The sequence below is a fragment of the Paenibacillus oryzisoli genome (assembly GCF_001653565.1).
Taxonomy (GTDB): Bacteria; Bacillota; Bacilli; order Paenibacillales; family NBRC-103111; genus Paenibacillus_E; species Paenibacillus_E oryzisoli.
This window is the reverse complement of sequence record NZ_LYPB01000058.1, coordinates 17,464-43,662: the sequence shown is the minus strand read 5'-3', so window position 1 is coordinate 43,662 and position 26,199 is coordinate 17,464. Positions and strand designations below refer to the sequence as shown.

At 43.9% G+C, this 26,199-nt stretch carries 38 protein-coding genes; 33 read left to right on the top strand and 5 right to left on the bottom strand.

The window, feature by feature from the left end; translation table 11 throughout:
* Nucleotides 1–17 precede the first annotated feature (17 nt).
* The 26 genes from A8708_RS11775 to A8708_RS11665 all read left to right on the top strand — a co-directional run bounded on the left by A8708_RS11775 (nucleotide 18) and on the right by A8708_RS11665 (nucleotide 16,858).
* On the top strand, nucleotides 18–554 hold the full coding sequence (locus tag A8708_RS11775) for a hypothetical protein (RefSeq protein WP_068663661.1): 537 nt from the start codon (nucleotides 18–20) through the stop codon (nucleotides 552–554).
* Nucleotides 551–721 carry a hypothetical protein gene (locus A8708_RS35370; protein ID WP_157264702.1) on the top strand — a complete coding sequence of 57 codons (171 nt, stop codon included), beginning with the start codon at nucleotides 551–553 and terminating at the stop codon, nucleotides 719–721. The genes A8708_RS11775 and A8708_RS35370 overlap by 4 nt, the downstream gene beginning before the upstream one ends.
* Complete coding sequence (locus tag A8708_RS36780) at nucleotides 718–846, top strand: hypothetical protein (RefSeq protein WP_275667883.1); 129 nt, start codon at nucleotides 718–720, stop codon at nucleotides 844–846. The genes A8708_RS35370 and A8708_RS36780 overlap by 4 nt, the downstream gene beginning before the upstream one ends.
* On the top strand, nucleotides 840–1,346 hold the full coding sequence (gene recU / locus A8708_RS11770; RefSeq protein ID WP_082927435.1) for a Holliday junction resolvase RecU: 507 nt from the start codon (nucleotides 840–842) through the stop codon (nucleotides 1,344–1,346). The genes A8708_RS36780 and recU overlap by 7 nt, the downstream gene beginning before the upstream one ends.
* The gene (locus A8708_RS11765; RefSeq protein WP_068663660.1) at nucleotides 1,343–1,702 is read left to right on the top strand and encodes a YopX family protein; all 360 of its coding nucleotides are present in this window, start codon (nucleotides 1,343–1,345) and stop codon (nucleotides 1,700–1,702) included. The genes recU and A8708_RS11765 overlap by 4 nt, the downstream gene beginning before the upstream one ends.
* 85 nt (nucleotides 1,703–1,787) lie before the next feature.
* The gene (locus A8708_RS11760; RefSeq protein WP_068663659.1) at nucleotides 1,788–2,027 is read left to right on the top strand and encodes a hypothetical protein; all 240 of its coding nucleotides are present in this window, start codon (nucleotides 1,788–1,790) and stop codon (nucleotides 2,025–2,027) included.
* 4 nt (nucleotides 2,028–2,031) lie between these two features.
* A complete protein-coding gene (locus tag A8708_RS35845) occupies nucleotides 2,032–2,217 on the top strand; it encodes a hypothetical protein (RefSeq protein WP_167355880.1) in 186 nt (61 codons plus the stop codon).
* Complete coding sequence (locus tag A8708_RS11755) at nucleotides 2,174–2,389, top strand: hypothetical protein (protein WP_068663658.1); 216 nt, start codon at nucleotides 2,174–2,176, stop codon at nucleotides 2,387–2,389. Before A8708_RS35845 ends, A8708_RS11755 begins: the two co-directional genes overlap by 44 nt.
* Nucleotides 2,390–2,481: 92 nt before the next feature.
* Nucleotides 2,482–3,579, top strand: coding sequence for a GumC domain-containing protein (locus tag A8708_RS11750; RefSeq protein ID WP_068663657.1), 1,098 nt, complete (start codon nucleotides 2,482–2,484; stop codon nucleotides 3,577–3,579).
* Nucleotides 3,580–3,882 carry a hypothetical protein gene (locus A8708_RS11745; protein WP_068663656.1) on the top strand — a complete coding sequence of 101 codons (303 nt, stop codon included), beginning with the start codon at nucleotides 3,580–3,582 and terminating at the stop codon, nucleotides 3,880–3,882.
* A gap of 49 nt (nucleotides 3,883–3,931) precedes the next feature.
* Nucleotides 3,932–4,135, top strand: coding sequence for a hypothetical protein (locus A8708_RS11740; RefSeq protein ID WP_068663655.1), 204 nt, complete (start codon nucleotides 3,932–3,934; stop codon nucleotides 4,133–4,135).
* A 55-nt stretch (nucleotides 4,136–4,190) separates the two neighbouring features.
* Nucleotides 4,191–4,406, top strand: a complete 216-nt coding sequence (locus A8708_RS11735; protein WP_068663654.1) for a hypothetical protein — start codon at nucleotides 4,191–4,193, stop codon at nucleotides 4,404–4,406.
* An 11-nt stretch (nucleotides 4,407–4,417) separates the two neighbouring features.
* Nucleotides 4,418–4,891 carry an RNA polymerase sigma factor gene (locus A8708_RS11730; protein ID WP_068663653.1) on the top strand — a complete coding sequence of 158 codons (474 nt, stop codon included), beginning with the start codon at nucleotides 4,418–4,420 and terminating at the stop codon, nucleotides 4,889–4,891.
* A gap of 302 nt (nucleotides 4,892–5,193) precedes the next feature.
* Nucleotides 5,194–5,577: a terminase small subunit gene (locus tag A8708_RS11725; protein ID WP_068663737.1), complete on the top strand. Its 384-nt coding sequence runs from the start codon at nucleotides 5,194–5,196 to the stop codon at nucleotides 5,575–5,577.
* The gene (locus tag A8708_RS11720) at nucleotides 5,574–6,911 is read left to right on the top strand and encodes a PBSX family phage terminase large subunit (protein ID WP_068663652.1); all 1,338 of its coding nucleotides are present in this window, start codon (nucleotides 5,574–5,576) and stop codon (nucleotides 6,909–6,911) included. The genes A8708_RS11725 and A8708_RS11720 overlap by 4 nt, the downstream gene beginning before the upstream one ends.
* Nucleotides 6,912–6,948: 37 nt before the next feature.
* Nucleotides 6,949–7,143 (top strand): hypothetical protein, encoded by a 195-nt coding sequence (locus tag A8708_RS11715; protein WP_204787517.1) that lies wholly within the window; start codon nucleotides 6,949–6,951, stop codon nucleotides 7,141–7,143.
* 11 nt (nucleotides 7,144–7,154) lie between these two features.
* Nucleotides 7,155–7,373, top strand: coding sequence for a hypothetical protein (locus A8708_RS11710; RefSeq protein WP_068663650.1), 219 nt, complete (start codon nucleotides 7,155–7,157; stop codon nucleotides 7,371–7,373).
* A 28-nt stretch (nucleotides 7,374–7,401) separates the two neighbouring features.
* The gene (locus A8708_RS11705) at nucleotides 7,402–9,606 is read left to right on the top strand and encodes a portal protein (RefSeq protein WP_068663649.1); all 2,205 of its coding nucleotides are present in this window, start codon (nucleotides 7,402–7,404) and stop codon (nucleotides 9,604–9,606) included.
* A gap of 84 nt (nucleotides 9,607–9,690) precedes the next feature.
* A complete protein-coding gene (locus A8708_RS11700; protein ID WP_068663648.1) occupies nucleotides 9,691–10,470 on the top strand; it encodes a hypothetical protein in 780 nt (259 codons plus the stop codon).
* Between the two features lie 14 nt (nucleotides 10,471–10,484).
* Entirely contained in the window at nucleotides 10,485–11,666 is a 1,182-nt protein-coding gene (locus tag A8708_RS11695; RefSeq protein WP_068663647.1) for a phage major capsid protein, read from the top strand.
* A 51-nt stretch (nucleotides 11,667–11,717) separates the two neighbouring features.
* Nucleotides 11,718–12,059 (top strand): hypothetical protein, encoded by a 342-nt coding sequence (locus A8708_RS11690; RefSeq protein ID WP_068663646.1) that lies wholly within the window; start codon nucleotides 11,718–11,720, stop codon nucleotides 12,057–12,059.
* Between the two features lie 11 nt (nucleotides 12,060–12,070).
* Entirely contained in the window at nucleotides 12,071–12,652 is a 582-nt protein-coding gene (locus A8708_RS11685; protein WP_068663645.1) for a phage adaptor protein, read from the top strand.
* 4 nt (nucleotides 12,653–12,656) lie between these two features.
* Entirely contained in the window at nucleotides 12,657–14,039 is a 1,383-nt protein-coding gene (locus tag A8708_RS11680) for a hypothetical protein (RefSeq protein ID WP_068663644.1), read from the top strand.
* Between the two features lie 151 nt (nucleotides 14,040–14,190).
* Nucleotides 14,191–15,606, top strand: a complete 1,416-nt coding sequence (locus A8708_RS11675; protein WP_068663643.1) for a hypothetical protein — start codon at nucleotides 14,191–14,193, stop codon at nucleotides 15,604–15,606.
* Nucleotides 15,607–15,617: 11 nt separating this feature from the next.
* Nucleotides 15,618–16,268: a hypothetical protein gene (locus A8708_RS11670; RefSeq protein ID WP_068663642.1), complete on the top strand. Its 651-nt coding sequence runs from the start codon at nucleotides 15,618–15,620 to the stop codon at nucleotides 16,266–16,268.
* A gap of 65 nt (nucleotides 16,269–16,333) precedes the next feature.
* Nucleotides 16,334–16,858, top strand: coding sequence for a stalk domain-containing protein (locus A8708_RS11665; protein ID WP_068663641.1), 525 nt, complete (start codon nucleotides 16,334–16,336; stop codon nucleotides 16,856–16,858).
* 150 nt (nucleotides 16,859–17,008) lie between these two features.
* Here the strand turns inward: A8708_RS11665 and A8708_RS35365 are convergent, their stop codons facing one another.
* Nucleotides 17,009–17,095 (bottom strand): putative holin-like toxin, encoded by an 87-nt coding sequence (locus A8708_RS35365; RefSeq protein ID WP_157264726.1) that lies wholly within the window; start codon nucleotides 17,093–17,095, stop codon nucleotides 17,009–17,011.
* A 156-nt stretch (nucleotides 17,096–17,251) separates the two neighbouring features.
* Here A8708_RS35365 and A8708_RS35360 point away from each other — a divergent pair, with 156 nt between their 5' ends.
* Nucleotides 17,252–17,419, top strand: coding sequence for a hypothetical protein (locus tag A8708_RS35360; protein WP_157264700.1), 168 nt, complete (start codon nucleotides 17,252–17,254; stop codon nucleotides 17,417–17,419).
* On the opposite strand, the gene A8708_RS11660 is transcribed toward A8708_RS35360, so the two are convergent.
* Complete coding sequence (locus tag A8708_RS11660) at nucleotides 17,416–17,598, bottom strand: hypothetical protein (protein WP_068663640.1); 183 nt, start codon at nucleotides 17,596–17,598, stop codon at nucleotides 17,416–17,418. The genes A8708_RS35360 and A8708_RS11660 overlap by 4 nt on opposite strands.
* A gap of 120 nt (nucleotides 17,599–17,718) precedes the next feature.
* Between A8708_RS11660 and A8708_RS11655 the strand changes: the two genes are divergently transcribed.
* Together A8708_RS11655 and A8708_RS11650 are read left to right on the top strand one after the other, a co-directional pair.
* Nucleotides 17,719–19,068 carry a hypothetical protein gene (locus A8708_RS11655; protein ID WP_068663639.1) on the top strand — a complete coding sequence of 450 codons (1,350 nt, stop codon included), beginning with the start codon at nucleotides 17,719–17,721 and terminating at the stop codon, nucleotides 19,066–19,068.
* A gap of 12 nt (nucleotides 19,069–19,080) precedes the next feature.
* The gene (locus A8708_RS11650) at nucleotides 19,081–23,406 is read left to right on the top strand and encodes a hypothetical protein (protein WP_068663638.1); all 4,326 of its coding nucleotides are present in this window, start codon (nucleotides 19,081–19,083) and stop codon (nucleotides 23,404–23,406) included.
* Nucleotides 23,407–23,600: 194 nt separating this feature from the next.
* Here A8708_RS11650 and A8708_RS35355 read toward each other — a convergent pair whose 3' ends face one another.
* The gene (locus A8708_RS35355; RefSeq protein ID WP_157264698.1) at nucleotides 23,601–23,774 is read right to left on the bottom strand and encodes a hypothetical protein; all 174 of its coding nucleotides are present in this window, start codon (nucleotides 23,772–23,774) and stop codon (nucleotides 23,601–23,603) included.
* Nucleotides 23,775–23,921: 147 nt separating this feature from the next.
* Here A8708_RS35355 and A8708_RS11645 point away from each other — a divergent pair, with 147 nt between their 5' ends.
* From A8708_RS11645 to A8708_RS11635, 3 genes are read left to right on the top strand one after another with little or no spacing between them, the layout of a single operon-like run.
* Nucleotides 23,922–24,113: a hypothetical protein gene (locus A8708_RS11645; RefSeq protein ID WP_068663637.1), complete on the top strand. Its 192-nt coding sequence runs from the start codon at nucleotides 23,922–23,924 to the stop codon at nucleotides 24,111–24,113.
* A 3-nt stretch (nucleotides 24,114–24,116) separates the two neighbouring features.
* The gene (locus tag A8708_RS11640) at nucleotides 24,117–24,359 is read left to right on the top strand and encodes a hypothetical protein (RefSeq protein ID WP_068663636.1); all 243 of its coding nucleotides are present in this window, start codon (nucleotides 24,117–24,119) and stop codon (nucleotides 24,357–24,359) included.
* Nucleotides 24,316–25,035, top strand: a complete 720-nt coding sequence (locus A8708_RS11635; RefSeq protein WP_082927434.1) for a peptidoglycan recognition protein family protein — start codon at nucleotides 24,316–24,318, stop codon at nucleotides 25,033–25,035. Before A8708_RS11640 ends, A8708_RS11635 begins: the two co-directional genes overlap by 44 nt.
* Before the next feature lie 102 nt (nucleotides 25,036–25,137).
* Here A8708_RS11635 and A8708_RS11630 read toward each other — a convergent pair whose 3' ends face one another.
* Complete coding sequence (locus tag A8708_RS11630; RefSeq protein ID WP_068663634.1) at nucleotides 25,138–25,326, bottom strand: hypothetical protein; 189 nt, start codon at nucleotides 25,324–25,326, stop codon at nucleotides 25,138–25,140.
* Nucleotides 25,327–25,339: 13 nt separating this feature from the next.
* Nucleotides 25,340–25,570 carry a hypothetical protein gene (locus tag A8708_RS11625; RefSeq protein ID WP_068663633.1) on the bottom strand — a complete coding sequence of 77 codons (231 nt, stop codon included), beginning with the start codon at nucleotides 25,568–25,570 and terminating at the stop codon, nucleotides 25,340–25,342.
* Between the two features lie 88 nt (nucleotides 25,571–25,658).
* Between A8708_RS11625 and A8708_RS11620 the strand changes: the two genes are divergently transcribed.
* Nucleotides 25,659–26,111, top strand: a complete 453-nt coding sequence (locus tag A8708_RS11620; protein ID WP_239696643.1) for a CpaF/VirB11 family protein — start codon at nucleotides 25,659–25,661, stop codon at nucleotides 26,109–26,111.
* The last annotated feature ends 88 nt before the right edge of the window (nucleotides 26,112–26,199 follow it).

The window sequence follows — 26,199 nt, the reverse complement described above, 5'->3', positions numbered from 1 at the left end:
CAAAGGAGTCGATAACCATGAACGCCATTGAACGCAAGGAGAAACGTAAGCTGAGACTAATCGTGATTAGGCAGATAGAAGTGATCGAGGCAAATAACTGCTTAGTCTGCCCTAACCGCAAGAGTACGGATACAGAATGCTGCAAGACGTGCCCAATACCAGATCAACTCAACGCACTGGGTAAACAGTTGATTGCTGTAACGCATCGGGAAGAGCAGCGAGTAGCAGTGGACCCCGAGAAAAAGAAGAAGAGTCTTAGCCGAGTGTACGAACTCAGACGTGAAAGAGAGAAACGAGGCATACCACCTAAGAAAATACCGAAAGTGAAACCGCCATTTGTGAACAAGCGCAAGAAAGGTGATCCGTCCATCGTGTTCACGGCAGATGAGTACATACAGGCCATTGCTGATGGTGAGTACAAGTCGGAGATAGCACGAAGAATCGGCATGCCTGACTCGACGTTGTATCACAGAACGGTGAAGTGGGATCTGACAGGGTTAACGAGGGATAAAGCAAAAGAGATGCTACAGGCGAAAGGGGAGGGCTTAGCATGATGCAGCTACAACGACTAGACGGCGTGGTGCAGAGCGTACTCGAAACGCGGCAAATTCGCTCTGATTTGGGCGATGCGGAGTTTGCGAAGTGGTATGAGGAGAGGTACAAGATTACGGTGAAGCGAGTGCTGGGGATATTGGCGGGGGCGAGGGGGATTGGGGCATGATCATAAACATTTATCATAATGGCTTCTTACTCTACAAAACAAAGGACGCGACCAAAGCGTGGGAGAAAGCCAAGGAATACGGCGACTGGTTCAGCTCGATAGAAGTTCGGAGGGAGAAGTGGTGAAGAGCAGAGCGCATGCAAACAGAGGGATGGGACTAGAAACACTCATCGAATACGCCAATCAGCAGTATGCGGCCAAAGGTATCGCGCAGATACAGAAGGTTGCTACGCCCTGGAAGGTCGTTAGGAACGGTAAGAGGATAGTTAGTGCATTCCCTGAGAAAAAGAGCACAGTGGACTTCCTAGGCGTTTACAAGGGAATGGCAATAGCGTTCGATGCTAAACAAACTGAGAACAAGACGCGGTTCCCACTGGCGAATATAGAACAGCATCAAATCGACTTCATGATTGATTGGGAAAAGAACGGCGGCATAGCGTTTGTAATTATCGATTTCAAATCGCACGGACAGATATTTCTCATGAACTTGCAAGAATTTGTAATAGCATCATCCCTTTACGGCAGCAGCATCCCTTACAAGCATTTCACTCAGTGTATACGTGAAGTTCATCACGAGAATGGCATAGTGTTTGATTATTTGAAACATGTGGAGGCGATAGCATGAAAGAATATAAGTTCAGAGGATGGCATCCAGGCAGATATTCGCATCAATACGAACCAAAGATGTTTTATGACGATAAGCCAGGGGATTGCTTAGTATGGAAAAACCAAGGGCAGCCGTTAACTATTATGCAATTTACGGGACTTAAGGATCGCAACGGCAAGGAAGTTTATGAGGGGGATATTGTTTCTTTCACCGACACTTATCTGAATAATATGCCAGAACGAACGGGAAAAGTTTCTTTTGCGAATGCTTCTTTCTACATCGAATGCAGCACAAGCAATCATTTTCGTTGGACAGACTACGATGTAGAAGTCATTGGCAACATCCACGAAAACCCTGATATGGTTCCAGTATGAAAGATGACCTGAGCACAGCTAAGGGACTATTCTACGGATTTCTGCTATCTATGCCAATTTGGATATTGTTATGGGGAGTGACGAGATGAGCCAAGTAGAGTTATTCGACGATAAACAAGTGGTCGACCGTGACTATGATAACCCAATGGTTGTTCTTTACGGCAAAGGCCCCAATGAAAAATGCAAGACATGTGATAATCTCATCCAAATTCAGCCAGGTCAGAACAAATACTACAAATGCGAGTTAAGGGGCATTACTCATGGACCTGGTACTGATCATAGAGTTAATTATCGAGCGTGTGCGATGTACAAAAAGGAGCGATGACATTATGGCTATGACTATGGCAAGCGTTACAAGCGCCTCAGGGCGTCACTGTGGAGTTCTGATAATGTCGGACGACCCAAATATCATCAAGAATAGTTTGGCGCTCACAGAGGCGTTTAAATCGGTCACGAAAGGTGGTGGTTTGAATGAACGAGTCGTTGATATCAAAGATCACAGACGAAGCAGCTAAAAAAGTAATTTACCACCAGCATCTGCAGATAGAAGCGCTGAAACATCGGCTTGATAAATTGGAGCAGAAAGACGTGCCGAAACAAGCGATCGGATTCCATACGAAAGGAAGTGAGACAACGCCAGAATTAGCATTTAAAAGTTATCGTAAGTATTCAGGCACTCATGATTAAATTTTGATTAAATACACTGATTTAATGGTTGTTTTTGCTGAAATATGGTATAATTAACGTAATAAATTACGTGAAAATTCGGGAGGTAACACATGGAAACTGCACAACAAAAAGTTGATCGTTTGCAAGCTGAATTAGAGGCATTGAACAATCAAAGTCCGCGTAATGAGGCTGCGGTAAATCAAACGGCTAATGCGTTGGATGAGGCTAAGAAAGAACTAGAGCAGGAGCAGGCGACACAGGTGAAGATTACCCAGATCCAGCAAGCCCATGAAGATCGAGTAACACAGTCAACGGATGACTTTTTCAACGAAATTGAGAACTTGGATATTAGCAATGGGATGACGCTACGAGATGTGATGATCGATGAATCGTTTTATCAATCGGCCACAATTTCCATCAAGGGATTGTTTCAAACTGGAGTTGATGGGCTAAGTCAACAAATTGCAACACTCGAAGGTGAAAACAGTGATTTGGTAAGTCGGTTAAAAAAGGAAACTGAGGAACGTCAAAAGGCTGAAAGTGAGCGCGAGCAGGAACGGTTAGATCATACACAAACTCAGCAATACAGAACAAATCTTGCAAACCTCCTAGAAGAAGCACAAAAAGAAATTGCACAGCTTCAAGAACAACTAAAATCTGCTACAGCAGGTGTGAAAACTACAAATACCGAGGAAGAACAGCGCAAGAAAGCAGAGAATGATGCGAAAATTAAGTTGGAGCGTACAATTTATAATGTTATTCCTGACAACCCACTTTTCATCAAGTTATACACGGTTAATTTAGCAGCTACAGGCGAATCATTCACGATTCCGCATTATGCGCTTAAGAGTTACATAGTGATTCAAGAGTCCGAGGTAAGCCAGTTTCGTGCGGACAATGGGATTGCCGAAACAACCGCTACAAGTGAGGATAACGCACCTGTTGAACAGGCTACTGAGACCATTCAAGACAGCGTAACTCCGGAGGTACCGTTTCCAGAATTACCCCGAGCCGAAGCGCCAGAAGTACCGGACGTCCCCGCAATCGGTCCAGTGGCTGAAGGACAGCAAAGTGTGGAAGTACCTGGACAGACAGTCGAAGAAAGAATCTCAGCGTTAGAGCAGTCGAACCTTGATATGCAAACGTGGATTGATTCCATCGAGAAGCGTGTAGGCAAGTTAGATGGCGGATCACAGGCGGTGGCGTAGATGGGATACTTTCGCAAAAAGCCAGTGGTGATTGAGGCTTTTAGAATGGGTATGGACGCTAGACCTGATTGGTTCCAAGACAAAGTGACCACAAATGAAATCATTACATACAGCGAAGATGAGGATTCAGGACCATTTGAGTTTACAAAAACGTATTGCGATATAAAGACACTTGAAGGTACGATGCGTGGAGATCATGGGGATTACATCATCAAAGGTGTAAAAGGCGAGGTATACCCATGTAAGCCTGATATTTTCGAAGCGACATATGAGAGTGCAGAAGGCTCGACGGAATCTGATTGACGCATCATGGCGCTCCTAGTGAGCGCCTTTCTATAAGGGGGATGAGCGAATGAACTTTAAAGATTTTAACAAGGCTTTGAAAGAACATTACGTAGAGCCGCTAACTGAAACTTACCGCGAACTATATAGAAAGAAATTCAATGAAGAGCCACCTGCTAATGTTACCTTGATGATGGATCGACTAATAAAGTCGGGTGAAGCGCAAATTGGTGAGATTTTGAACTTTCCGAAGGCCTCCGAATCGACCGAATAACCACAGTGGAACGTGGGCCGTATAGGGGTATTTTAGGATAAGGGAGTAACAAGACATGATAACTGTTAAGCGAAGAATTAAAAGAGATGGATACAATTACACTGTAGATTTTCACGTTAGGAAAGAAGCGATTGATGCTGTGTATGGAGTATCATCTGGAAATATTTCAACAGGAAGATTGAGTAATAAAGCTGTATTACTTCTCAGGTCTGGAGTTGAGATTGAAACGGAAGAAACCGAGGAAAGTGTTTTGAAAATGCTAACTGAGTGAGGTGAATACAAATGAGCAAGGTAGAAGAGTTGCTGAAGAGATACTTGCCCTACAAGCATGCGGTTAACGTGTATGAGAGACACAAACCGATACCGAGCGCAGGGATAGCGAATTATTCAGGAATGCCAGGCGGATCGGGCGCGCCGGAGAGATTCTTCGCACTGGTTGGCAAGCCTGCTGATATGGGCTACACAAGCGACAAGGATTACTTAGACTACCAGAAGTACAAAACAGCCGTAATCGAGATTGAAGGCGCGCTCGATACGCTCACAGAAGAACAGTTGTCAGTCATACGGTTAAAGTGGATGCAGGATATAACGTTGCAACAGATATCGAAGCGTAAGCATTGCGGAGTCACAACGGTAAAGAAGCATCACAGGCTGGCTATGGGCAGATTGACGGATGCACTAAGATTCACGAAGTTAGTCGAGATTGAAACACACGAAAAGGCGAGAGAATGCGACCTTTATGCGACCGTTATCTGACCATTACCTAGAGTATAGTAATAGTATCAGGAGAAAGTTGCTAACGTATTGATAGCTATGTGCGCAGTCGTGCGTTACAACTCTCTTGTTAATACGGTGATGACCGCAGACACAGCCGAACATGTGCTGATTGAAACACATCAGACCTATAGCGACCCCTTCGGATCCATATACCCAGTTAGTGCATAAGGGAAGTGAACTCAATGCTAGACGCACTCGATGCGCTATGTTGGGGGTCATTTCCTTTTTGCATTTGGTGGCATTGGTTTTGGTATGTATATTACAGAGAGGAAGTGAATGATATGTCAGACTTGAGGCCGCAAATTATGATATTTGTTACGGAGTACCTCAAAAACGGTAACAATGCGACTCAAGCTGCTATTGCTGCTGGTTACTCCGAGAAAACAGCATACAGTCAGGGTTCAAGATTGTTGAAGTCTGTTGAAGTTCAACAATATCTCAACAAAACTGAACAGAAGCTTAACAGGGACTTGCGTCAAATCTTTGCTGAGGATGCTGTTGAGGCTTACGCAGTGCTAAAAGAGATTATGTTGAACCCTTCGTCAATGGACAAGGATAGAATAACGGCAGCAAGAGATATTCTTGATCGAGGCGGTTATAAGCCAGTCGAGAAGTTTAGCGGCGATGTGCAAGTGGGAGTAACGATCGTGGATGATATCAAATGATTGCACTCACGGAATGTGTCGCCCCTTCGTTTTACGAAATACACAAGGACATTAAACGCTATGGCCATACTCATTATTGGCTAAGTGGTGGGCGTGGATCAACTAAATCATCGTTTATCAGTGTTGAGCTCATACTGGGGATCATGTCCGATCCACTAGCCAATGCGGTGGTTCTCCGTAAAGTAAAGGATACGCTTGGTGAATCCGTTAAAGAGCAACTGACATGGGCAATAGAAGCGTTAGGCGTTTCGCAGTTCTGGGACGTACCTGAAACCAAGCTAGTTTTGACTTATAAACCAACTGGACAAGAGATACGCTTCAGGGGCGCGGATAAGCCGAAGAAGATCAAGGGTTTAAAGTATGCACGAGGTTACACAAAGTTCATCTGGTATGAAGAACTTGACGAGTTTACAAGTATGGAAGAGATCCGGATGATCAACCAGTCCCTTATGCGTGGAGGTAAGAAATTCACCGTATTTTACTCGTACAACCCGCCAAAGTCAGCAAACAACTGGGTGAACACGGAGGTTAATTTCACAAGGGATGACCGCATAACTCACCACAGTACGTATCAGACGGTTCCAATTGAATGGCTAGGTGAACAGTTCATCATCGAGGCGGAACACCTTAAGTTGACTAAACCCAAGGCGTATGAACACGAATACTTGGGCGATGTAGTCGGTACAGGTGGAGAAATCTTTGATAATGTTCAAACACGAAAAATCAGCGATGAAGAAATCGAGGAGTTCGAGAATGTTCGACGAGGTATGGACTTTGGTTACTCTGTAGATCCACTATCCTACAACGTCATGCACTACGACCGCAAGCATAAGAGGTTATACATTTACCATGAACTTTACAAAGTCCGCTTATCTACACATGCGGCTTATTTGCATATATCCGAAGAAAACAAAAAGAATGACTATATCAACTGTGATTCAGCTGATCCAAGAACTATCAATGAGCTACTACAATATGGATTACGCGTTGGCGGAGTTAAAAAGGGGCCTGATACTGTGGAGTATGGTGTGAAATTCCTTCAGGATCTTGAGGCAATCATCATTGATGATCAGCGATGCCCTGAGACTGCCAGGGAGTTTTTGTCGTACGAGTTAGATAAAGATGCTCATGGTAATTTTAAAGCCGGTTACCCTGATAAGAACAATCACTCGATCGATGCTGTAAGGTATGCGATGAACGATGAAGCATTGGACTTCCGTGAACGGATGAAAAAGAACAAACCTGACACTTCCACATCAGAAGGCAGAGCGGCGGCCAATCTCGCTAGATACGATAAGCCAATCAAAAAGAAAAGAGGTGAGTTTGTTGGTTGAAGGTGGATTACTTCTGATATACGGATTCCTAGCAATAGTGTTTGCAGTATCGTTGCATAACAAGGATAAAGAGATGAACATTGAGCGTGAAGCGTGGAAGTCAGAACGCAAAGATCTACTCGATCGCATTCAAGCGCCTACGTTCATGGAATATACGAATAAGGTTGTGCGTGAGAAGAAAGCTGAGCAACCAGATGAACCAAAGACAGACTACGACCAATTTGTTTCATAAGGAGTTTTGATATGAATGTATACCAGTTAAAGAGTGGGATGTTGCAGTATTACGTTGCTGCTGAAGACGAAGAACACGCGAATGAACAAGGCATGGATGCACAACGCTTCCCAGACCTTCACTTTCTGCCGTTTATAGCCACAAAAGTAGAGGTTGAAGGAGTAACTATCGTCGCTACATCAAACGATCAGGTAGAGGATCCCAAGACCCGCAAACAACGAACGCAATAACTTTAGTCAGTGAAAGGTGGTGACATGAGTGAAAGGTAAAGTAAAGGAAAAAGATTCAGCGACATTCGTCAAAGAAAAGTCGGATGAGGGTACGAGTTGGGCTGTCATTAGGCAAATCCAGATTAACCGTGCATTCTTCCGAGGTTTCCAGTGGATTAGTTGGGACAAGAATAATCGGCGAGTGTTTGTGCCTGATCTGAGACCAGGAGAGAAGCGTTACACATATAACAAGATCAAGCCTGCTGTGCTCACGCTTCAGGCTAAGTTGTGCAAGAACCGCGTGCAACTGGAAGTGTCACCTGATACAGATGATGATGAACGCATTGAGACAGCTCGAGGTGCACAAAAGTTCCTGAAGTATCAATGGAACGACGATAGCATGGATCACAAGAGCCGCAGACTCCGTTTTCATATGCTAGTCGATGGTTTCCCCGCATTAAAGGTGTACGTCGATAAGACGAAGGGTGACGACCTCTCAATCGATCCCGAGATGATACAGGAACTCGATGAGGAAATGGATCAGAAGTCGATCCCGATGAAGACAGGTAAAATCGTTACACAGGTTGTTGACCAGTTGGCATTGAAGGTTGATCCAACAGCAGAGGACATCGAGGAAATAAAGTGGGCCATGGAAGAACGTCCGATGGATGTTGAGGAGATCGCTGAAATCTGGGGTAAAGAAGTTGAGCCAGATGGGGAGATTGCGCTGCGTCAAACGTTCGACCAGCTATCGGGATCCGAGTCAGCTGTAAAGAAGTACAAGAACATGGCTATTGTCTATGATTACTGGGAGCTTCCGTGTGCAAGGTATCCGAAAGGACTTAGGATTGTTGTTTCTGGTGGTACTGAGCTCGAGAAGAGTACGGACCCGGGCGAGTTTCCGTTTGTATTCTTTCCTGCTGTTCCTGTGCCTGGTAGGGCTATCTCAGATGGCATAGTGAATGACCTCACAACGCCGCAGAAGTCCTATAACATCAAGCGTACAGCTGAGGCTCGTATACTTGAGGAAATGGGCAATCCAATGTGGACGATCCCACTAGGGACGCTGGAGGATGAGGATGAGATATCCAACGAGATTGGCGGTATCATCCATTACACTCCGAATACCGGATCGAAGCCAGAGCGTGTTCAAGGCGCTTCGGTGGACGCAGGATGGCAAAATGCAATGGAGCGTGATGAGGCTGACATGGAAGATATCAGCGGAGCGCACGAAATTAGCCAAGGATCCACGCCGAAGGGTAACAACACTTTAGGTGGGCTGCAGCTTCAAGTTGAACAAGATGAAACGAAACTCGCTTTGTTAGTCCAATCCTATGAGGATGGAATTAAGAAGTGGGGCGAAAAGGTGCTTCGACTCGTACAAAAACATTTTCCCGAAGAACAACAGCTTAGTATTGTTGGGGAGAATGGCGAAGTCGAGGCATTTTCGTTCAGTGGAGCTGACTTGGAGAACGGCTGGGTAGTGGATGTTGTGCCAGGCAGTTCGATGCCAACGCTCAAAGCCGTAGAAGACCAGAAGGTAATGTCCATGTGGGGCGCAGGTATGTTTATCAATCCCAACACTGGACAGCCTGACACGCGGCGTGTAGTGCGTATGCTTGGCGAATCCATAGCCAACAGTTACTTTGACGATACGCTGCAGGATGAGAACAAAGCGAGGTTCGAAAACAGGACGTGGCAGAAGACGTTTGCTGATCCTAATTTAGCTAATGCACTCATGAAGTACTCAAGGGATATGGAAGTTTACAAGGTTGGTGTAGAAATGTCCCAACAAAAAGGCGTTACCCCTGAAGAACTTGGATTTCCTAGGCCGCAGTTGCCTGCTAAATTGCCAATTGTACGTGACTTTTACGATCATCAAACGCATATCGAGCAGCACAACCGGTTCAGGAAGACAGATGATTATGATAATCTGCCCCCTGAGTTCCAACAGTTGATCGATCAGCACGTTCAAGAACATATTCAGTTCATGCAGGCGCCGCAAGAGGCTGCTCAACAACAAGCTTTGGAAGCACAACAGCAACAAGCTGAGGCGGATAAAGCCTTGAAAGTTCAGTCGAATCAGATGCAGGAGAAGAAACTCCAACTGGATGCGGTGAAAACAGCGGCAGAGATGCAGCGAACGCAGGCACAGTTACAACATGAAAAGGAACTCAAAGGAATGGATCAACAGCACGATATGAGCAAAACTCTGATTCAATATCAAGCAAATAAAAATGCAACGAGCCAGTGATGAGACTTCATTGGCTCTTATTATATTTATAATCCGATATCGGGCGTTAATGATATGTGGTCGCCGCACATAGGAGGAATTCATATGTTCAAAGTGAGACAACCCCTTTTCGAAATGGAAGGGGCTATTGGTAGTGAATCGGGCGTTGAAAGTGTACCGGCCGCCGAGGTACAAACAACGGGCGTAGATTCACAGGCTGCCGCCGAGCCGAAAGATAGCAACTTTGAGAAGGCGTTCGCCAAGCGTTTATCAGCGAAAGAAGCTGAATGGCAAGCCAAGTATCAGGAGTTGGAAGGAAAGTACAAGGGTCATGAGGATTACAAGTACGTGGCTGATTACCTGCAACAAGCACACGGCGCTGATCTTATGACAATCAAGGAAAAGATTGAAATGGAACGACTTCAAGAACGTTCAGAGCGCGAGAACGTGCCGCCTGAGGTGCTCAAGCGCTTGGATGAGTTGGAGTCTAAGGCTGCTAAAGCTGATCAACTGGAGAAAGAGCAGTTACAGCGGCAGCAAGAGCAACAAGAGGCTGAGGAGAAGTCGAAAACATTCGCGGAATTCAAGGGTAAACTCGATGAGTTCGCCAAAGAAAGAGGCGTTGATTCAGATTCTCTCTACAAATTCATGGTGGATAATCAAACGGCCAACATGGAGATCGCCCTAAAGGCCATGAAGCACGATGAAATCGAGCAGAAATTAGCTGCAGCAGAGAAAGCTGGAATGAAGAAGCTTATCTCAGCTAAAGCTGGCATCCCAACAGTAACATCTGCAAATAAAACAGGAACATTGGCGACACCACCTGCTAAAAACCTAGCAGAGGCGCGTCAGAGAGCAATGAACCGACTAAATTCGACTGAATAGAGGAGCGATATAATATGGCATTTGATTTGACAGCCGCATCAGCAGTACTAAAAGAAGACTACTTGGGTCCAGTTCGTGAACAGCTTAACAATGATAACTATGTGATTCAGAAGTTGGTAGAGAAGAAGCAAGAGGCAACAGGTAAGGAATTCTATGTGCCTTTGCATATTGGCCGCAATAACGGCGTTGGTTACCGTTCCGAAGGAGCTGCTCTACCATCTGCGGGGAATCAAAAGTACAAGCAATCCACAGCCAACGTGAAGTACCTATATGGTCAAATTGAAATTACTGGACCGACGATCAAGGCTATGCGTAACGATAAAGGTGCATTTATCCGCGCTCTAGATTCTGAAATGAAAGGATTGTTACGCGACCTTAAGGATCAACGCGCTCGCGCATTGTTCGGTGATGGTACTGGTAGACTTGCTACTTTTGCGGTGAATACGACGGTCAACACACTGACTGTAAACCAAATTAAGTACTTCCAAGTCGGTATGCTGATTGATATCGTGAATAACAGTAACGTCGTAACAGTAACAGGTCGTCAAATCACAGCAATCGACACCACAAATAAAACAATTACAATCAACGGAGCAGCGCTTACTACTGCTGCGACGGACTATGCCGTAGTTACTGGTGATTTAAACGTAGAGGCAATGGGATTAGGTGGCATCATGAACCCAGCATTGACTTTGCAAGCTATTAACCCAGCAACAGACACTTACTGGAAGCCAAGCGTTATGGCTAACGGCGGTACCAACCGTGCATTGTCTCAACAATTAATGCGTCAAGCACTCGATCTGTCTGAGCTAGCTGGCGGCAAGATTGACCTTATGACAGGATCATATGGCGTTAGAGCGTCTTACGAGGCATTACTGCAACAATTAGTGCGTTATACGAATCCGATGGAGCTAGAGGGCGGTTACAAGGCTCTTGAGTACGATGGACGTCCGCTGATTGTTGACCGTTACCACTACTCTAACACGATGTACTTCTTAGATATGGATGAGATTGATCTGTATCAACTGTCTGACTTCGAGTGGATGGAAGATGATAAAGGATCGGCGATTCACAAGGTGCCTGGATTCGATAAATACGAAGGTACAATGTTCGCTTATGAGACTGTCGTTACTTACCGTCGTAACGCTCATACGGCGCTTACTGACCTTACAGAGCCTGCTGGGTACTCTGTATAACAAAAATCATGGAGGGGCCTTGTGCCTCTCCTTTTCATTTTAGGAGGACATATGGCTATAAATGACTTGTATTACATCGAGGATAGATTGAAGGAAATCGACCCTAACATTTTGCGGATCGACTTTGATTACGACAACCTTAAGCACCAAGTTATTGCCGTGGACAAACTGGGCACGCAATATGTGGCGATGACCGTTAAACATGGAGAGTTAGACGCGCGAGTGGTGAGGAGAATTCAGCAGATTGATCCGCGTAAGTTTAATCCATTTGATGATATTGGCAAGTGGTTGCATAAGAAAGAACTGGATGAAGATAAAAAAGTAAATGAAATCGCACGAGGTATGGCGGAAACGTTACGGAAACCATTGATGCACGATGCTATGTATGGATAAGGAGGGAGGATATGAACCTTCAACAGATACTTACCGAAGCTAAAACCTTGGTTCCACCAGGTGCAGATATAACTGACGATATGTTGGTGCTCAAAGCTAACCAGATTCAGCGCAGGGTTTATCGACAGTTAGTTCTACCCGATAAGGTTGTTGCGTTTTTATCTACACCAGGAATACCTTTTTATGATTTGCCAACGGACTGCGCGGAAGATCGTGTGAAAAACGTGATGATAGACAACATCAATTACCCTAAACTATCAGTCGAAGAGAATTCTCCACCGGACCGTTTTTGTTCAGTGATGTTGAATAAACTTTATATTTTCCCGAATCCATCAAATCCAGTGAATATTTTCATCTACTATCGACCTCGCTACCACGATTTAAGCGCATCGAATTTGAGTGATGTACCTGATCTATCAGAAGATTATCATGAACTTTTAGTATTTGGTCTTGCTCAGTGGATGGCAAAAACTCAAGGTGACATTGATGTAGCGAATAATAACCAGGCTGATTTTGATGAACTTCTAATGGATGCTAAGAAGGAGTTCAGACAGATGACAGCAAACAGAGTGCGAGTAAAGGATAGGTGGTGACTGTATGCCTGATGTAATGGAACTAATGGCAAAAGATTTAGAAAAACTAATCGGTGCAGCGAATTCACCACAATCAGAAATAGATAAGCTCAGACTAGACACATCCAATCAATTATCGAGTATGGGTATTAACGTTAAATATCCGCCAGCTCCTATAAATAAGCCAGTATACAACGGGGTTACTATAGACGATGCAGTAGTTACTGCTTGTGTAAATTTATCAAAAAGTACAGGACTCCCGCTGTATTTCCCAACTGGAAGATGCAGAATTTCAAGCGCTGGAGCTATAGTACTTAATTCAAATATAGCTGTTTTCGGAGATGGTCCAGGTAAATCGCTGCTTGTTACCACTGACAATAACTTGGCGTTTATTACGTACGACTGCACTTCAAACGATATCTATTACCCAGCTGTTCATGACATTGGATTCGAGAATCTAGGGACTTTACCTACATCTCAAAGTGCAGCTGTGAAAATTATTGATGGTGGTAGTAATCACTATTTTAATTATGCAAAATTCTACAATATTTACTCTGCGGGATCATATGACATGATCCGGTCAGAGAAGAGTGCTAACAGTTCTGGTGAGAACTTGATTAATTTCGGTACTTATTCTGGTTTAATTTGCACGAATTCTGGAGCTAACCAAACGACAAATGGCATTAATTTCGTAAATGGTTCAGGTACGGGTAATATGTTTACGAACAACGCATTCATCTGTACGGGTGTCGGTATCAGCATAGGATCTGGATCTGGTACCATTAACGTCGGTGATATCATCATATCCAACTCACAGTTTGCTTTAGCTAGTCGAGGAATCAAACTAAATGGGTCACTGTCTGCATATACATCGAACATTAACATATCCAATTGTCAGTTTGATGCTAATATCGTCAAAGGCTATGAACTCATCAATATGAACGGGTTTACGATCATTGGATGTATTGGTACAGAAAATAATACTCTCACAAACTGTTCTGCATACTCCGTTCGAAATCACGGTTCCAGACGATCAGAATACTACGTGAACAGTCTCAATGTTGCCGTTTCGGAACAGAGAGAGATATTTAAAGTAATTTTACCAGCAGGATTTTTCAGTGGTGTATCAGTAAAAATTGTATCAAATGCTTATGTTTCGGGAGTTGGTTCAGCAACCACAGAAACAAGCTTCCTCGCAACAAATAATAACTCTAGTCCATCAGCTGCTACTAAGTTTACAGAGAACAAGATCGGTGCAGGTGTGATTACACATTCATTTGGCATTTCAGGGTTAGAGGTACATTTTAAAGTGGGGACTAATGCCACGGCTACAGGTAGTTTGATTCATAGTTATTTGGAGATAACTGGTGAGAATTACGAGCTTGTTTTGTTAGATAACTTTAACTAGGAGGTCGTGCATTGGAAATCCCAGCTTTCGATCCGAACACAGGTGAAACAACCAAGGAAAACCTTGATATGGAGCGATCGATCAAGGAACAAAATAACATTGAAGAGGAAGAGGGCGAATAGCTCTCTTCTTTTTGTTTGGGGTGAGTTAAATGGCATACATGCAGCCAATTCGCGGCATTATGGAACCGATTCCGATTAATACTTTCGGCGGAGTTTATGCCGCAGATGACAAGGGATTCTCGCTAAACGATGGAATGGCAACAGATGGTTACAATATGAGTTATCTCAACTACCCGGCTATGGGAATAAGGCCGGGTTATTCTTTGCTCGGGACAGCGTTCGGCAGTAAGGTGCAGGGCGTTGGATCATGGAAAGCCACAGAGGTTCATGCCATAGTGAACGGAGCGTGGCAAAGATTTAACGGAACGTCATGGGTTTCAGTAACTGGAACCTCAACTGGACTATCCACATCAGCAGACCCGAGTTGGACGAATACACAGGGTAATCTAAGCGCTATGAGCTTATTTATGGCTAATGGTGTAGATCAACTGAGGTATTATGACGGGACAACTGTTACAACGAATACAGCAGCTCCTGCAGGAGCTAATTTCATCACACAACATGATAATCGAATGTATGCCGCTGTTGGAAATACTGTACATTACTGCGGTCTGCGGACGCCCAATAACTGGACCGCGGTAAATGATGCAGGTCAGATTGTCGCTGAAACCGAAACGGGCGAGAACATCAGCGGAATGGTCGCGGGGCCAAAGCGCCTAACGATATTCAAACCTAATGCCATTTTTGATTTGTTTGGTACCGGGCCGAAAGAATTCACTTTCGTTCGTTCAGCAAATGACCTGGGTGCGATCAATAATAAAAGCATCCTAACAGTAGCCGGTATCATCTATTTCATCCACGACACTGGTGTATATTCATACATTGGTTCAGGAAGGCCACGCAAAGATTTTTCGCAGGCCATCTACAATTACATTAAGCGTATTAATCCTTCCGCTAAAAATAAATGTTCATTAGGTACGGATGGTACTAATTTGTATGTGTCCATTCCGCTGGATAATGCAACAGAAGCAAATACCATTCTCGAATATAATCCAGATCGCGGTGTATGGAACGTGTGGAAAGGTTACTCGCCTACCATGTTCGTCAACATCAACACAGACCTCTACATTGCCAATGTAGACGGTTCTGTCCGAAAGGTTGGAGGGAGCACAGACAACGGCGCCGCAATTACTTGGAAGTGGGTTTCCAAGCCATTTGCAGAGGCATCGATTACGCAACGAAAGATATGGTACAACCTTTGGACGTATAGCGACTTTACGCCCGGAAGCAGTATGACAGCCTCATTGAGCAAAGACTTAACTGGGGATAGCAACTGGTACCAGATCAAGAACATTTCAGCAACGACAGGATTACAGAATTCTCGTACAGTCGTACCAACGGGTAATGTCGCCAATAGCAACTTTTTACGACTTAAGCTTGAAGGTGTAGGACCAGTCACCACATACGAGATATCGCGACAATTACGAAAGATGCCATACAAATAGGGAGGCACACAATGGCTACAGTTAGTTTTGGAGGCGCAGACACGATAGATGTAGGACAAAGCCTGCAAGAGATCAGACAAGCCTTACTGAGGGTTGTAGACGCTCTTGCAGAGGATGAGAAGCAGCTGGAGTGGGCGGTTAACGGAAATTTGGACGTAAAGAACATTAGGGCACAATCTATCTCAGCTGATCGCATGGATGTTCAGCAATTATCAGCGATAGCGGCGGACTTGGGGAAGATTACAGCAGGGGAGATTTACGGGACGTATATTGCTACCGCTGAAGGTATTTTTCCAAGAGCAGAGATGTCGAACACAAATAACTTATTTACAGCTTACTTAGATTCAGATAGTTATATTCAAATGGATTCAGATAGATTGGGTACGCCGACTTTGGTATTTCAAGAGGGAGCGATCAATACACTAGTCGCACAAATAGCTGGTGTTGGATTTTCCATCATACCTACTTCGGGAAATATGTTTATTAATGCGCAATCCGGATCTTTAGTACTTAGTGGTAATGCTGTAAGAATTAACAGCCTTTTTTCAGCTCCGTTAGATTCGATATCGCAATCGAATAGCAGCGCGACCACTGTTGCTGGTTTGGTTGCTGATTTTAATACGCTGTTAGGAAACCTAAGGGCAATGAACATATTGGCATAACGATTAACAAATCTTGTAAAAAGAAGTATACTCAGCGTATATAATTCTACCTGAGGAGTGTTGTTATGAAAAAATTTATTATAGGATTACTAGTTGGTGTAGCGATTACAGTTGCGGGATCAGTATACGCTGATGAGGGATTAGAGAAGATAGAGGCATATCTAAGGCCATCGTTGCCAGTGACGTTGAATGGCGAAGTTTTAAAACTCGATAGCTCGCCGGTCATGGTCGACGGAAGTACGTACCTGAAACTTAGGGATGTAGCAACTGTAACTGGTCTAACAGTGAATTGGAATGACGCGACACAGACAGTTGAACTGAGTAATAAAGGAGTGTCAAAAGTGAGTGAATTGAGTACAACCACTGAAAATCTAGAGTCCTTAAAAAACCAGAGAATCGATCTAGACAAGAGAATTAATGAATTATCTAAAATCATAGAGCCTTATGGAGTAGTCGGGACTTATGACGGTAAGCTAGGTTTTAAGGAGAAAGATGAAACTTTCTTCACTGCAAAGGCTAGTTACGATGAATTATCTACGCAGCGAAACCAAATTGATGCCCAAATCACTGCACTAGAAGCACAAAAGTGAGTTGCACGTATAAAACCGTCATGATAAGATTATAAATAACAAAGAGAGCCGTGCGACCAACACGACTCCCTGCACAGAACTTGGGTGTGAATACCCTCCGAATATCACTGAAGAGAAGTAACCCACTAGGTCGTCAACCTTATGAGTGGGTTACTTTCGTTTATCGATGTATGTCAGAAGCGCCAGTATGAAGCTACCGAACGCAAGCATAACGACTATCGTTTGGAAAGTTTCCATGGCATCAGCCTCCTTTCTGGAGGTAATGCCGCACCCAAGGTTGTTCTGTACCAAATTAATATATCATACCAAGTCTACCAATCGGTAGGAGGTATGAAAAATAACCAACGAGAGTCGCTGATGCGGCTATTTTTGGTATAATGAGGAGGAAGAATGATGGAAAATGTTCAAGCTAGATTGGTTAGTGAAGAAATCAACACTACAGTAATTAGTTTATGTAAGTTGATTCGGGAGAAAGTAGAAAGTAATTTAACCGAGGGATTAGCAGAAGTTGTTAAAGCTACTGCGGATTTAGTGTCCGCAGCAGACAGGATGTTATATTAAGATTCATTAATTGCGTTCGCGATCGTCGCGTATACTTCTTGATAAACTTGCTTAGTCAATTGGAGATTTCTTTCGTTTGGATAATCTTCTTTGGCAGCTACCACTAAATTCTTGGTTAAAGCTAATGTTATTTCTTTAGCAGCTTCTATACATGCGATCTGTACTTGATCAGTCAACATATTCCCACCTCCTTCCCCATAAAATGACATGTGACTATATCATTCTATCAGGTTGGAGATAATTTACAATTGAGTCTATCATTGATAGGCTCTTTTTCATTTTAGAAAGGAGCTGATCAAATGGCAGCAGCTATAGGAAAGAACCAATACGATTATCTCAATGGACTGGTGAAGACAGGCGGCGGCAATGGTGAGTGGGCGAAGAATCAGCTTGCTAACAGCACTTACACACCAGAGACCACACCTGCACCAGCAGTGCCTACAAATACTAATGTGCCAACAGCACCATCAAGTCAAAGCCCCTCAGCAGGTGTTATCCCGAACGGTAGCGTACCAAAGCCTCCTACTTCACCTGTAGCAACAGCCGCAGCGCCTACCGCTAATCCAGGAGTACAGCAATACACTGACTTTCAGAAGCAACAGTCTGATTTAATGGAACAGTTAAAATCCTACATGCAGCCTATGAACTACGACCCGAATACGGATCCGCGTTACCTTGCATCAAAACAGTTGGCGGCTGCCGCGGCGAAAGAGGCAAGTGGATCGGCGATGGAGACATTGAACAGTCGTGGTATCTTGAACAGTTCTGTTACTCGGGATGATGTGGCGGATATCGAACAGAAATACGCAGCTCAGGCAGCGGCGCAGATACCAGAGTTTTATAATCAGGCGTATCAGCAAAGTAGGGACCGCGTGGGTGATGTGTTTAAACTGCTTGGTAATTCGCAGGATCAACAACAGCGCGGGATTGATAATTTCGATAGAGACCGCAACTTTGGCATACAAGAAGGACAGTTAAAAGGATACTACACCCCACCAGCGTCCACTATTGACGCTGTAAGAAAGCAGATGGCTGCAAATAGCGAAGCTTATCCATCGGCATCACCAGAGGAGAAACAGAGATTGCACGAGGAGAATGTAAGGCTGGCTGCATCAATTGGCGGAAGTGATACAACGGGTAATGGTGATTACGCGTTTGGCCCAATGAGGACGCTACAAGGACAGCAAATTGATTACGGCCAACAAAAAGATCAACGCGACTTCCAGTATCAAACAGTACAGGACGCTATTAAAAATGGCATGTCGCAACAACAGATCGATAACCAAGCCCAACAGTTCGCAGAGCGACTTGGATTTGATTATAAAAATATGGATGAGAGTAATAAACAAGCATGGGCACAGATTGCGATTAGTCAGCAGAACGCGAACACTTCGGCAGCTAATGCCGCAAATGATAATACGTTGGGTCGTGAGAAGTTCGAGTTTGATAAAGAACAGGCTTTAAAAAAGAGTAGTAGTGTGAAGGTTGATCCTAAAGAATCAGCCGATAACTATAATACTATTCTAGGTGACTTATCTACTGAAGGCATCACAAAAGAGCAAGCTTTGCAACTGGCACAAGCCAATAGAGATTATTTATCTGATTCAGATTACAGTAAATTACTTTCTCAAATACAAAAAGATTTCTAAGGGGTGGTATCCGTGGTCGTTCGTCTCAAGGATTTAAACAATGATAGCGCACCATCCACCAAAAAGGGAGTGGTCAGGTTATCGGATCTGACCACTTCGAACACGTATCAAACATCAAGAAAACCTATCAATGGTCCAGTAGAGATGGACGATATTACAGGTAGTTTGGATAGAACTGCAAGGTTAGAAAACGAGTATGCCTCTAAAAAGAAAGCAGCAAGAGAGATTCCCGTTATCGGGAAAGCTCTAAAAGGATTGGATGCTGCAGGCGAATTCATTGAGTCAAACCCTGTTACACACTTCATCACACAAACGGGACGCGATATTATGTCTTCTGGACCTGCTGGGGCTATTGGTGGCCTAGAAGGTGCTGCTACTAATGTAATTGGTAAGTATGCACCAAGTCTATTAGTAGGTTCTACGATAGGAAAGAAAGCCGCTGGCGTAGCTGCTAGAGAAGGATTAGTAGGTGCACCATTAGGCGCGGCACAGACGCAGGCTGCTAACCCAGAAGCAAGTATCGGCGATGTGCTAATAGGTGCTGGAATAGGAGCTGGTGGTGGCGCTGCTCTTGGTGGTTTAGGAACAGCAGCAGTTAAGGGGCTAACAAGATTAGCAGATATACAGGCCAACAAACTAGCGGGCAACGCAATTTCCAAAGCAACTGAACTGCCATCGCGCACGGTGGAATCACCATTTATGAATGGATCGCCTACTAATCCTGTGGCGCAAGGTTATACAGAGAATGTAGGTAGAACATTTGGAAATAGATCGGTTGTAAGATTATCTGATCTTAGTCGATCTTCACCTGCATCATTAGAAATTCCAACAGCAGCTGTGCCAGATCAACCAATTACACCAACATCTCAAGAATTAAACCAACCAGTACGAACAACAGGTGTTAGCACACCTACACAACAAGGGATCCGAGCTAATTATCGAACTCAGCTTAATAATGGTGAATTTTCCCCTGAATTACAGTCTGCAATCAGAAACACTGACCAAAGATACGATGTCCAATCTAACCATGCTAGCGTTGATTCTGCAAATGAAGCAGTTAAAGATATAACAATAGCCGAAGCTAAATTTATTGGGAACAAAGAATTTAGTGCTGAGCATGTCGCAACTGGTTACAGATTGATGCAGGAATTAGACAATATGGCAAAATTTGAAGCTAATCCAGAATTAAAAGAATCACTGTTTGAAAGAGCACTTAACATAGGAAATAAGTTAGCTAAGGATTTGACTAAAGCTGGTCAGACTTCACAAGCTGCATCTGTACTATCTCGATTGAGTCCAGAAGGTCAGTTACTTAAGCTCGTCAGAACTGCTAGGAATAACGGTAAAGAGGTCAGTGTCGCTGATTCCGTTAAGTTCAAGGAACTAGCGGCCAAGGTGCAGGAGAAATCCAGTGCTGGTGTTCACTCAAACCAGTTTAACGAGATACTGGACCGGGTTGAACGCGGAGAAAAAGTTAGTTCAAACGATATGATTAACCTGGCTAACTTTTTGACTCGTGCAGAAAATGTTGTAAAGCCTAAGACACCTATTGTAAGACCGCCAGTAGTAAGACAACCAAGAGTGCCAAAAGAACCATCTGCAGACGATCTCCCGCGTGAATTGAAACAACCTAAGAAGCGTGAGAAGGTGATTTCTTTCTTTGATGATGCAGAACAGGCAGCTTTAGCCCGTATTGCAGCGCGTAAAAATAATTTAAACAGTTTGCCTCTACCTGAGTGGCGTGATCATACTATTGTTGTGGCATCTCAATTAGCTAAGGGTACTATCAAGGCCGCTACGCACGTAGAAGACCTCGTGAAGCTGTTTGGCGAGGAAATCAGACCAGTAGCCACACAAGTATATCAAAGCGCACAAAGTATGCTTAAAGGCGTTTCACGTAGTGCTGCCGAGGACAAGTTGGAACGCGCACAACAAGCTCTCCATAAACTTAGCGGTAAAGCGGACGAGGAAAAAGAAGCTGTAAAAGTTATGGGAGATCACGTAAAAAAAATAATCGCAGACGCTAAGGCTGGTAAATTGAATCAGTCTGATGTGCAGAAGCTTCGTGACTACTCTGATGAAATAACAGAAATGTTAGCGGATAAGAAACCAAGTAGAATACCTACACAAGAGGAAAAATTCCTGCAATCGGTTAAATCGTTAGCCAAGAAGATCAAGGAAGTCGAAACAGAGCGAATCGAACCTGAGCAAGCGAACAGGGAGATATCCAATCTTATTCGACAAGTAACAAAGATCACTGAAGGTGATGTGCCGAGAATCAAGCCTGATCCAGCATTGAACAAAGCAATTAGTGATATTGCACATGATGTCATGAATGAGACACGGCCAACGCCTAAGCCTACGACATTGCAGGAGAAGATTGTAGAAAAGTTCTTGAAGCAGAAGGAGAAGCAAGGTCAATCTGTAAGCGAATCTGACATTGCGAATCTACGTCAACTCGCTAAAGATGCAACACGATTATCTAGCGATCAGAAGATCGAGGCTGACATTGCTATGCAAAAGATTTTGAATAGTTACGAGAAGTCATCTGCTTGGGATAAGTTGCTTGCAATTCGGTACATGGCAATGCTACTGAACAGCGGAACTCAGGCTATCAATGCTATTTCCGGACCCATTATGGCTAGTACTGGATATGTTGCTGATATCCTTGGGACTATGGTAGACATCTCAATGAACAAGGTTCTAAAAACTCCTAGAACTACAACTTTGTATGGAACAAATCCATTGAAATTTATGGCCAGATATTTTAAACACGGAAAAACTGGCGGGTCAGCAGGTTTTCATGGTGTCAATCCATCGGGAATCCAAAGTACAAATGAGATCAGAGGGTTGGCGTTCAAGAATCCTCTAAATCCGTTTGGTCTTGCCGAGCGCACGTTAGGCGCCGTGGCAAAGGGTGCCGACTACGCCACTTACAAATCAGTGTTTGATTCGGAGATAGTGAAGCAAGGATTTCTGGATGCAAAGAATAGTGGAATCAAGGGAAGACAGGATATCCAACGGCATATTGAGAATTTCGTTAACAATCCGCCAGAAGAAGCAATTCTTCAAGCCGATCGTATCGGAAAGAACACGACTTTTCAACGTGCGGATACATCAGGCGGGAAAGTTGCAAATTGGCTAAATAGCGCACCTAGTATTGTAAAACCTGTAGCAAATACAATATTTCCGTTTGTAAGGACACCAGTTAACATCGCATCAACTGCAGTTACGTTGACACCTGCAGGTATCATAAAGGGTTTATATCAGTTGACTAGCAAATCTCAGGCGACTCAGCGTGAAGCTATTAGGACATTATCACTCGGGCTGACAGGTTCCGCTGGCATCGGGTCTTTGGGCTATTACCTTCAAAGCATTGGCGTCATTACTGGGGCTAACGATAGCGGCGATAAAGACGTTGATAGTATCCGTGAACAGGCGGGAAAAGGGAAATATCGGTTTAACACATCGGCGTTAGAGAGGTATCTTAACGCTATGTTTAAGGGGGAAGGATCCGAAGAAGCAGAAAAAGCGGCCAAGTATAGAAAAGGTGATTCAGCCTTTGATTATAATAAGCTGCAGCCGCTGGCATTTCCCGCTGCAATTGGAGCGAGTCTTGCCGAGAATAAAGATAAGCCAACACTAAGTCGACTAGGTAACGCTGGGTTAGATGCTGCTGGATCATTATTAGGAATGTCCACTCTTAAGGGGTTACAAGACGCTTTTCAACCGCAGTATGGAGGTACACAAGGGGAGAAGACAACAGGAATAGGATATCGTCTTGCGGAATCTTTCTTCAAGAGTTTCAGTTGGAGTGCGCTTGCACAAGAAGCGCGTAGACAAGATCCTATTGCACGCAAAGTTTCTAATAATGGGAATCCTGTACAGGATGTGAAGGAGTACTTCATGTCTCGTACGCCGGGACTATCCCAATCTTTACCACCACTTAAAACATCACTAGGTATCAGCAAACAAAACGCGCCAGGCGTAATGGGCCAATATGCAAATCCTTACAAATCAGAGGTAGCACCGTACACCGAGGCAGCCGCAATCATATCGGACTTGATCGACCGTACAGGGGATAAATCACTAGCTCCTAGCGCGCCTGAAAAGAAAGTAACAGGTAAGGATAGAAAAGGAGTATCACAGACGATGGCGATTCCTCCTGATCGCTACGCACGCCTCCAAGAAGAAGTAGGAAACGAAATCATCAAGAAGGTGACCGCGTTATCTCCAACACTTTCGGACGCTAAGAAAGCTGATAAGATTAAAGATATCTACGCTGCAGCAAGAGAGAATGGCCGCAACAAAATTAAAAAAGAATTTGGCTTAAGATGACCACCCGTTACTGGGTGGTTTTTCTATGTACGTAATATCCTGCTTATGTTAAAATATTATAAGAGGTGGTGTTTATATGCTTAATGAGCATAATGAAGAAAAAGCCACTGAAGAATCAGCGGCTAATGTTGAAAAAGTTGAAGGTATTTGGAATGAGTCCAAATGGGATGATGGCAGTGTTTATGCAGAGTAAATCACTTTGCAAGTAGCGCGTAAATATCTTGCAATAGTCTTTTGTTGTTTTCGTCGATTACGCGGGCAACAGAATCAGTAAGTTTGCTAATAGAAATTGATTCACCTGGCGCACCGATCTGTAATAAGTGAGCTTGAATTTCCTCTTTTGAAAGGCCAATTTTGATTTCAGACATATTCCTTCCTCCTTCCTAATTATGACATGGTGCCAACTACCATAATAGGACAAAAGTAGGAAATATACAATTTAGAGTCTGCCAAGTAGGTAGGCTCTTTTCTACGTATCAAAAACAGCGAAAATTTACACAAAGGAGCTGATGAAATTGTTCGAAATGGACGAAGGCGAAGGAAATTCAGACAATCCAGTGAAGTGGTGGGAATGCCTCGACAACACCGCCGCATGGGTGCGATTCAACTACGCCGAAATCATGGCAAATGGATCGGATGAACTCAAGAACGCGGCGAGCATTGTGTTAGGTGGGTACGCACCGGGTGCGATAAAAAAGGAGGCTTGAGAGGTGGATAAGAAATTTAATAAGCAGCTGATCATCCCAATACTCACACTTATTGCATTAATAGCAAAGCAAATGTTCCACATCGACATACCTGATGCTGCCATAGACCTGGGAGCAGATTTAATCATGGGTGCTGTATCGTTGGCGGGATTTTTCATCCACCCCCAAGTAGCAGAGACACCAACTACGGGAGGGCAGACAGATGCCAATACGCAATCTTTCACTATTGACAACGACAGGGTATAGTTTACAACCGATTAAAGATATCACAGATGAACTACCTAAAAATAAAAATTACTCGTGGAAACAATTGTGCGGCGAACGTGTTCCTGAACAAATCACAACGATTGTAGTCCATCATACGGGCTCTTTAAAGGCACTTGGAGCAGATGCAGCTAGACATGCGAAGAATCATATCGAAGGTACGTCAATACACGTCAAAGGCGAGCCGGGGCTGCCGTATCACGTCTACTGTAAAGAAGGGCAGATATACCAGACTAACGATCTGTTAGACTTCGTGTATGGCGTGTCGGATAATAACGGGTATACCGTTCATATATGTACGGAAGGTAATTTCTTATACGATACGTTTACTGAGTTGGATCGAATCGCCTTATATGCTGCTATATTGGCTGTAAAGGCAGTATTGCCAATCGTTGATATAAAGGGACATAATGAACTGCAGGCGAAAGCATGCCCGGCAATCGACATGAGCCGTGTGCGGTCTGACATTAAAACAATAGAAATGGACATCGAGAGAAAACAATCGACGTTAGAGGCTCAGATTGAACGTTGTTTCGCTGTGAAAAACCAAGCGGAATTTATGTACAACAAAGCAAAGTTAAACGATGGTGATGGTGTGTGGGCGCGTACTTGGTTAGACCGTGTACATGCAATTATGGTAGAACAGAAACTACTGTAGACAAGTCAACCAATAAATTGTAATATATGTATAGGGATCGAGGTATCTCGGTCGCAAAAAAAGCCTAGTAAGGGAAAGTATCCCTGCTAGGTTTTTTTGTGTTTATTCTTTCAATGCTTTTTCGGCATAATTCCTCATTGTCTCTCTTGCAGGTGCATTGTATACACTTTCGAGAGCTATTTTATACCGTTCTGCTTTCTCAGCTTGTTGAATAAGCCATTCTAATTCTTTTTCGCTCACTATGTAATATTCTTGCACTTCATCAAAACGATCTTTCAGGTCTTTTAACATTATCTAACCCTCCTCAAAAATCCTGTACATTATTCTTCAACCTCACCGCAACTTCGCCATCCTCATAAATATCCACAAAGTACTCCACGCCATTCTTCCTCAGGAACGTGTACACAGCCATCTGCCTGTTACGTCCTACCCATCCGAAGAATGTGAGTTTACCGAACCGGTCAAAGTATTCTACAGCTTCGGTGTAGTGGTTAAACTTGGGCAGCCTAGATGTGTCTATGTTTTGTTCGGGCATGCGACTTACTCCCTTTGTAATCGTTATGTATATTATATCACAAAGCGAGTGAAAATGAGTTATTTTGCAATCTATAAGCATCTTATCATTGTACACAGAAATAAGGGATGAAGATGCCAACTTATATGTTCGCGCTTGTACGCGTGGTCATGAAGGCAGTTTGACGACGGTCCATGTGAGTGAGCTGGAAGATGTACCCGATGCGATTACTGATATGTGTATGCTGGACGGTAGAGGGATGGATTCGAAGCGTTTGACGAAAAGAATCACGGAATTTGTGACACATATCGGCATTGAAATGCGGGTTGCTCACGGGAAAAGAAAGATTGTGCGAATCGTCGAATACCGTTACGAGAATGAATGCGTTTTCGTCACGGATCTAGCATGTTATGACAACTCGACAGACAAATGGTCATTTCCCGGGAAATTGTCGCATCATGCATCGCGGAAAATAAAGAAGGGGAATCCCATACAGCATTCGCTGTTGAAGAAGCACGGATTTATTGAACTTGAAGGGGAAGAAGGCGGATATGAGCCGTGATTTTCGCTAAATATGTCTTTCTCTTGTTGTTATTTGTGCTCATTTATGTCGGTTTTCGAGCGCTACTGGAACTAGTTATTAGACAACA

Coding starts and splice junctions, on each gene's coding strand:
- A8708_RS11775 (WP_068663661.1), top strand. CDS start 18: ATGAACGCCATTGAACGCAAGGAGAAACGTAAGCTGAGACTAATCGTG.
- A8708_RS35370 (WP_157264702.1), top strand. CDS start 551: ATGATGCAGCTACAACGACTAGACGGCGTGGTGCAGAGCGTACTCGAA.
- A8708_RS36780 (WP_275667883.1), top strand. CDS start 718: ATGATCATAAACATTTATCATAATGGCTTCTTACTCTACAAAACAAAG.
- A8708_RS11765 (WP_068663660.1), top strand. CDS start 1,343: ATGAAAGAATATAAGTTCAGAGGATGGCATCCAGGCAGATATTCGCAT.
- A8708_RS11760 (WP_068663659.1), top strand. CDS start 1,788: ATGAGCCAAGTAGAGTTATTCGACGATAAACAAGTGGTCGACCGTGAC.
- A8708_RS35845 (WP_167355880.1), top strand. CDS start 2,032: ATGGCTATGACTATGGCAAGCGTTACAAGCGCCTCAGGGCGTCACTGT.
- A8708_RS11755 (WP_068663658.1), top strand. CDS start 2,174: ATGAACGAGTCGTTGATATCAAAGATCACAGACGAAGCAGCTAAAAAA.
- A8708_RS11750 (WP_068663657.1), top strand. CDS start 2,482: ATGGAAACTGCACAACAAAAAGTTGATCGTTTGCAAGCTGAATTAGAG.
- A8708_RS11745 (WP_068663656.1), top strand. CDS start 3,580: ATGGGATACTTTCGCAAAAAGCCAGTGGTGATTGAGGCTTTTAGAATG.
- A8708_RS11740 (WP_068663655.1), top strand. CDS start 3,932: ATGAACTTTAAAGATTTTAACAAGGCTTTGAAAGAACATTACGTAGAG.
- A8708_RS11735 (WP_068663654.1), top strand. CDS start 4,191: ATGATAACTGTTAAGCGAAGAATTAAAAGAGATGGATACAATTACACT.
- A8708_RS11730 (WP_068663653.1), top strand. CDS start 4,418: ATGAGCAAGGTAGAAGAGTTGCTGAAGAGATACTTGCCCTACAAGCAT.
- A8708_RS11725 (WP_068663737.1), top strand. CDS start 5,194: ATGTCAGACTTGAGGCCGCAAATTATGATATTTGTTACGGAGTACCTC.
- A8708_RS11720 (WP_068663652.1), top strand. CDS start 5,574: ATGATTGCACTCACGGAATGTGTCGCCCCTTCGTTTTACGAAATACAC.
- A8708_RS11710 (WP_068663650.1), top strand. CDS start 7,155: ATGAATGTATACCAGTTAAAGAGTGGGATGTTGCAGTATTACGTTGCT.
- A8708_RS11700 (WP_068663648.1), top strand. CDS start 9,691: ATGTTCAAAGTGAGACAACCCCTTTTCGAAATGGAAGGGGCTATTGGT.
- A8708_RS11695 (WP_068663647.1), top strand. CDS start 10,485: ATGGCATTTGATTTGACAGCCGCATCAGCAGTACTAAAAGAAGACTAC.
- A8708_RS11690 (WP_068663646.1), top strand. CDS start 11,718: ATGGCTATAAATGACTTGTATTACATCGAGGATAGATTGAAGGAAATC.
- A8708_RS11685 (WP_068663645.1), top strand. CDS start 12,071: ATGAACCTTCAACAGATACTTACCGAAGCTAAAACCTTGGTTCCACCA.
- A8708_RS11680 (WP_068663644.1), top strand. CDS start 12,657: ATGCCTGATGTAATGGAACTAATGGCAAAAGATTTAGAAAAACTAATC.
- A8708_RS11675 (WP_068663643.1), top strand. CDS start 14,191: ATGGCATACATGCAGCCAATTCGCGGCATTATGGAACCGATTCCGATT.
- A8708_RS11670 (WP_068663642.1), top strand. CDS start 15,618: ATGGCTACAGTTAGTTTTGGAGGCGCAGACACGATAGATGTAGGACAA.
- A8708_RS11665 (WP_068663641.1), top strand. CDS start 16,334: ATGAAAAAATTTATTATAGGATTACTAGTTGGTGTAGCGATTACAGTT.
- A8708_RS35365 (WP_157264726.1), bottom strand. CDS start 17,095: ATGGAAACTTTCCAAACGATAGTCGTTATGCTTGCGTTCGGTAGCTTC.
- A8708_RS35360 (WP_157264700.1), top strand. CDS start 17,252: ATGGAAAATGTTCAAGCTAGATTGGTTAGTGAAGAAATCAACACTACA.
- A8708_RS11660 (WP_068663640.1), bottom strand. CDS start 17,598: ATGTTGACTGATCAAGTACAGATCGCATGTATAGAAGCTGCTAAAGAA.
- A8708_RS11655 (WP_068663639.1), top strand. CDS start 17,719: ATGGCAGCAGCTATAGGAAAGAACCAATACGATTATCTCAATGGACTG.
- A8708_RS35355 (WP_157264698.1), bottom strand. CDS start 23,774: ATGTCTGAAATCAAAATTGGCCTTTCAAAAGAGGAAATTCAAGCTCAC.
- A8708_RS11635 (WP_082927434.1), top strand. CDS start 24,316: ATGCCAATACGCAATCTTTCACTATTGACAACGACAGGGTATAGTTTA.
- A8708_RS11630 (WP_068663634.1), bottom strand. CDS start 25,326: ATGTTAAAAGACCTGAAAGATCGTTTTGATGAAGTGCAAGAATATTAC.
- A8708_RS11625 (WP_068663633.1), bottom strand. CDS start 25,570: ATGCCCGAACAAAACATAGACACATCTAGGCTGCCCAAGTTTAACCAC.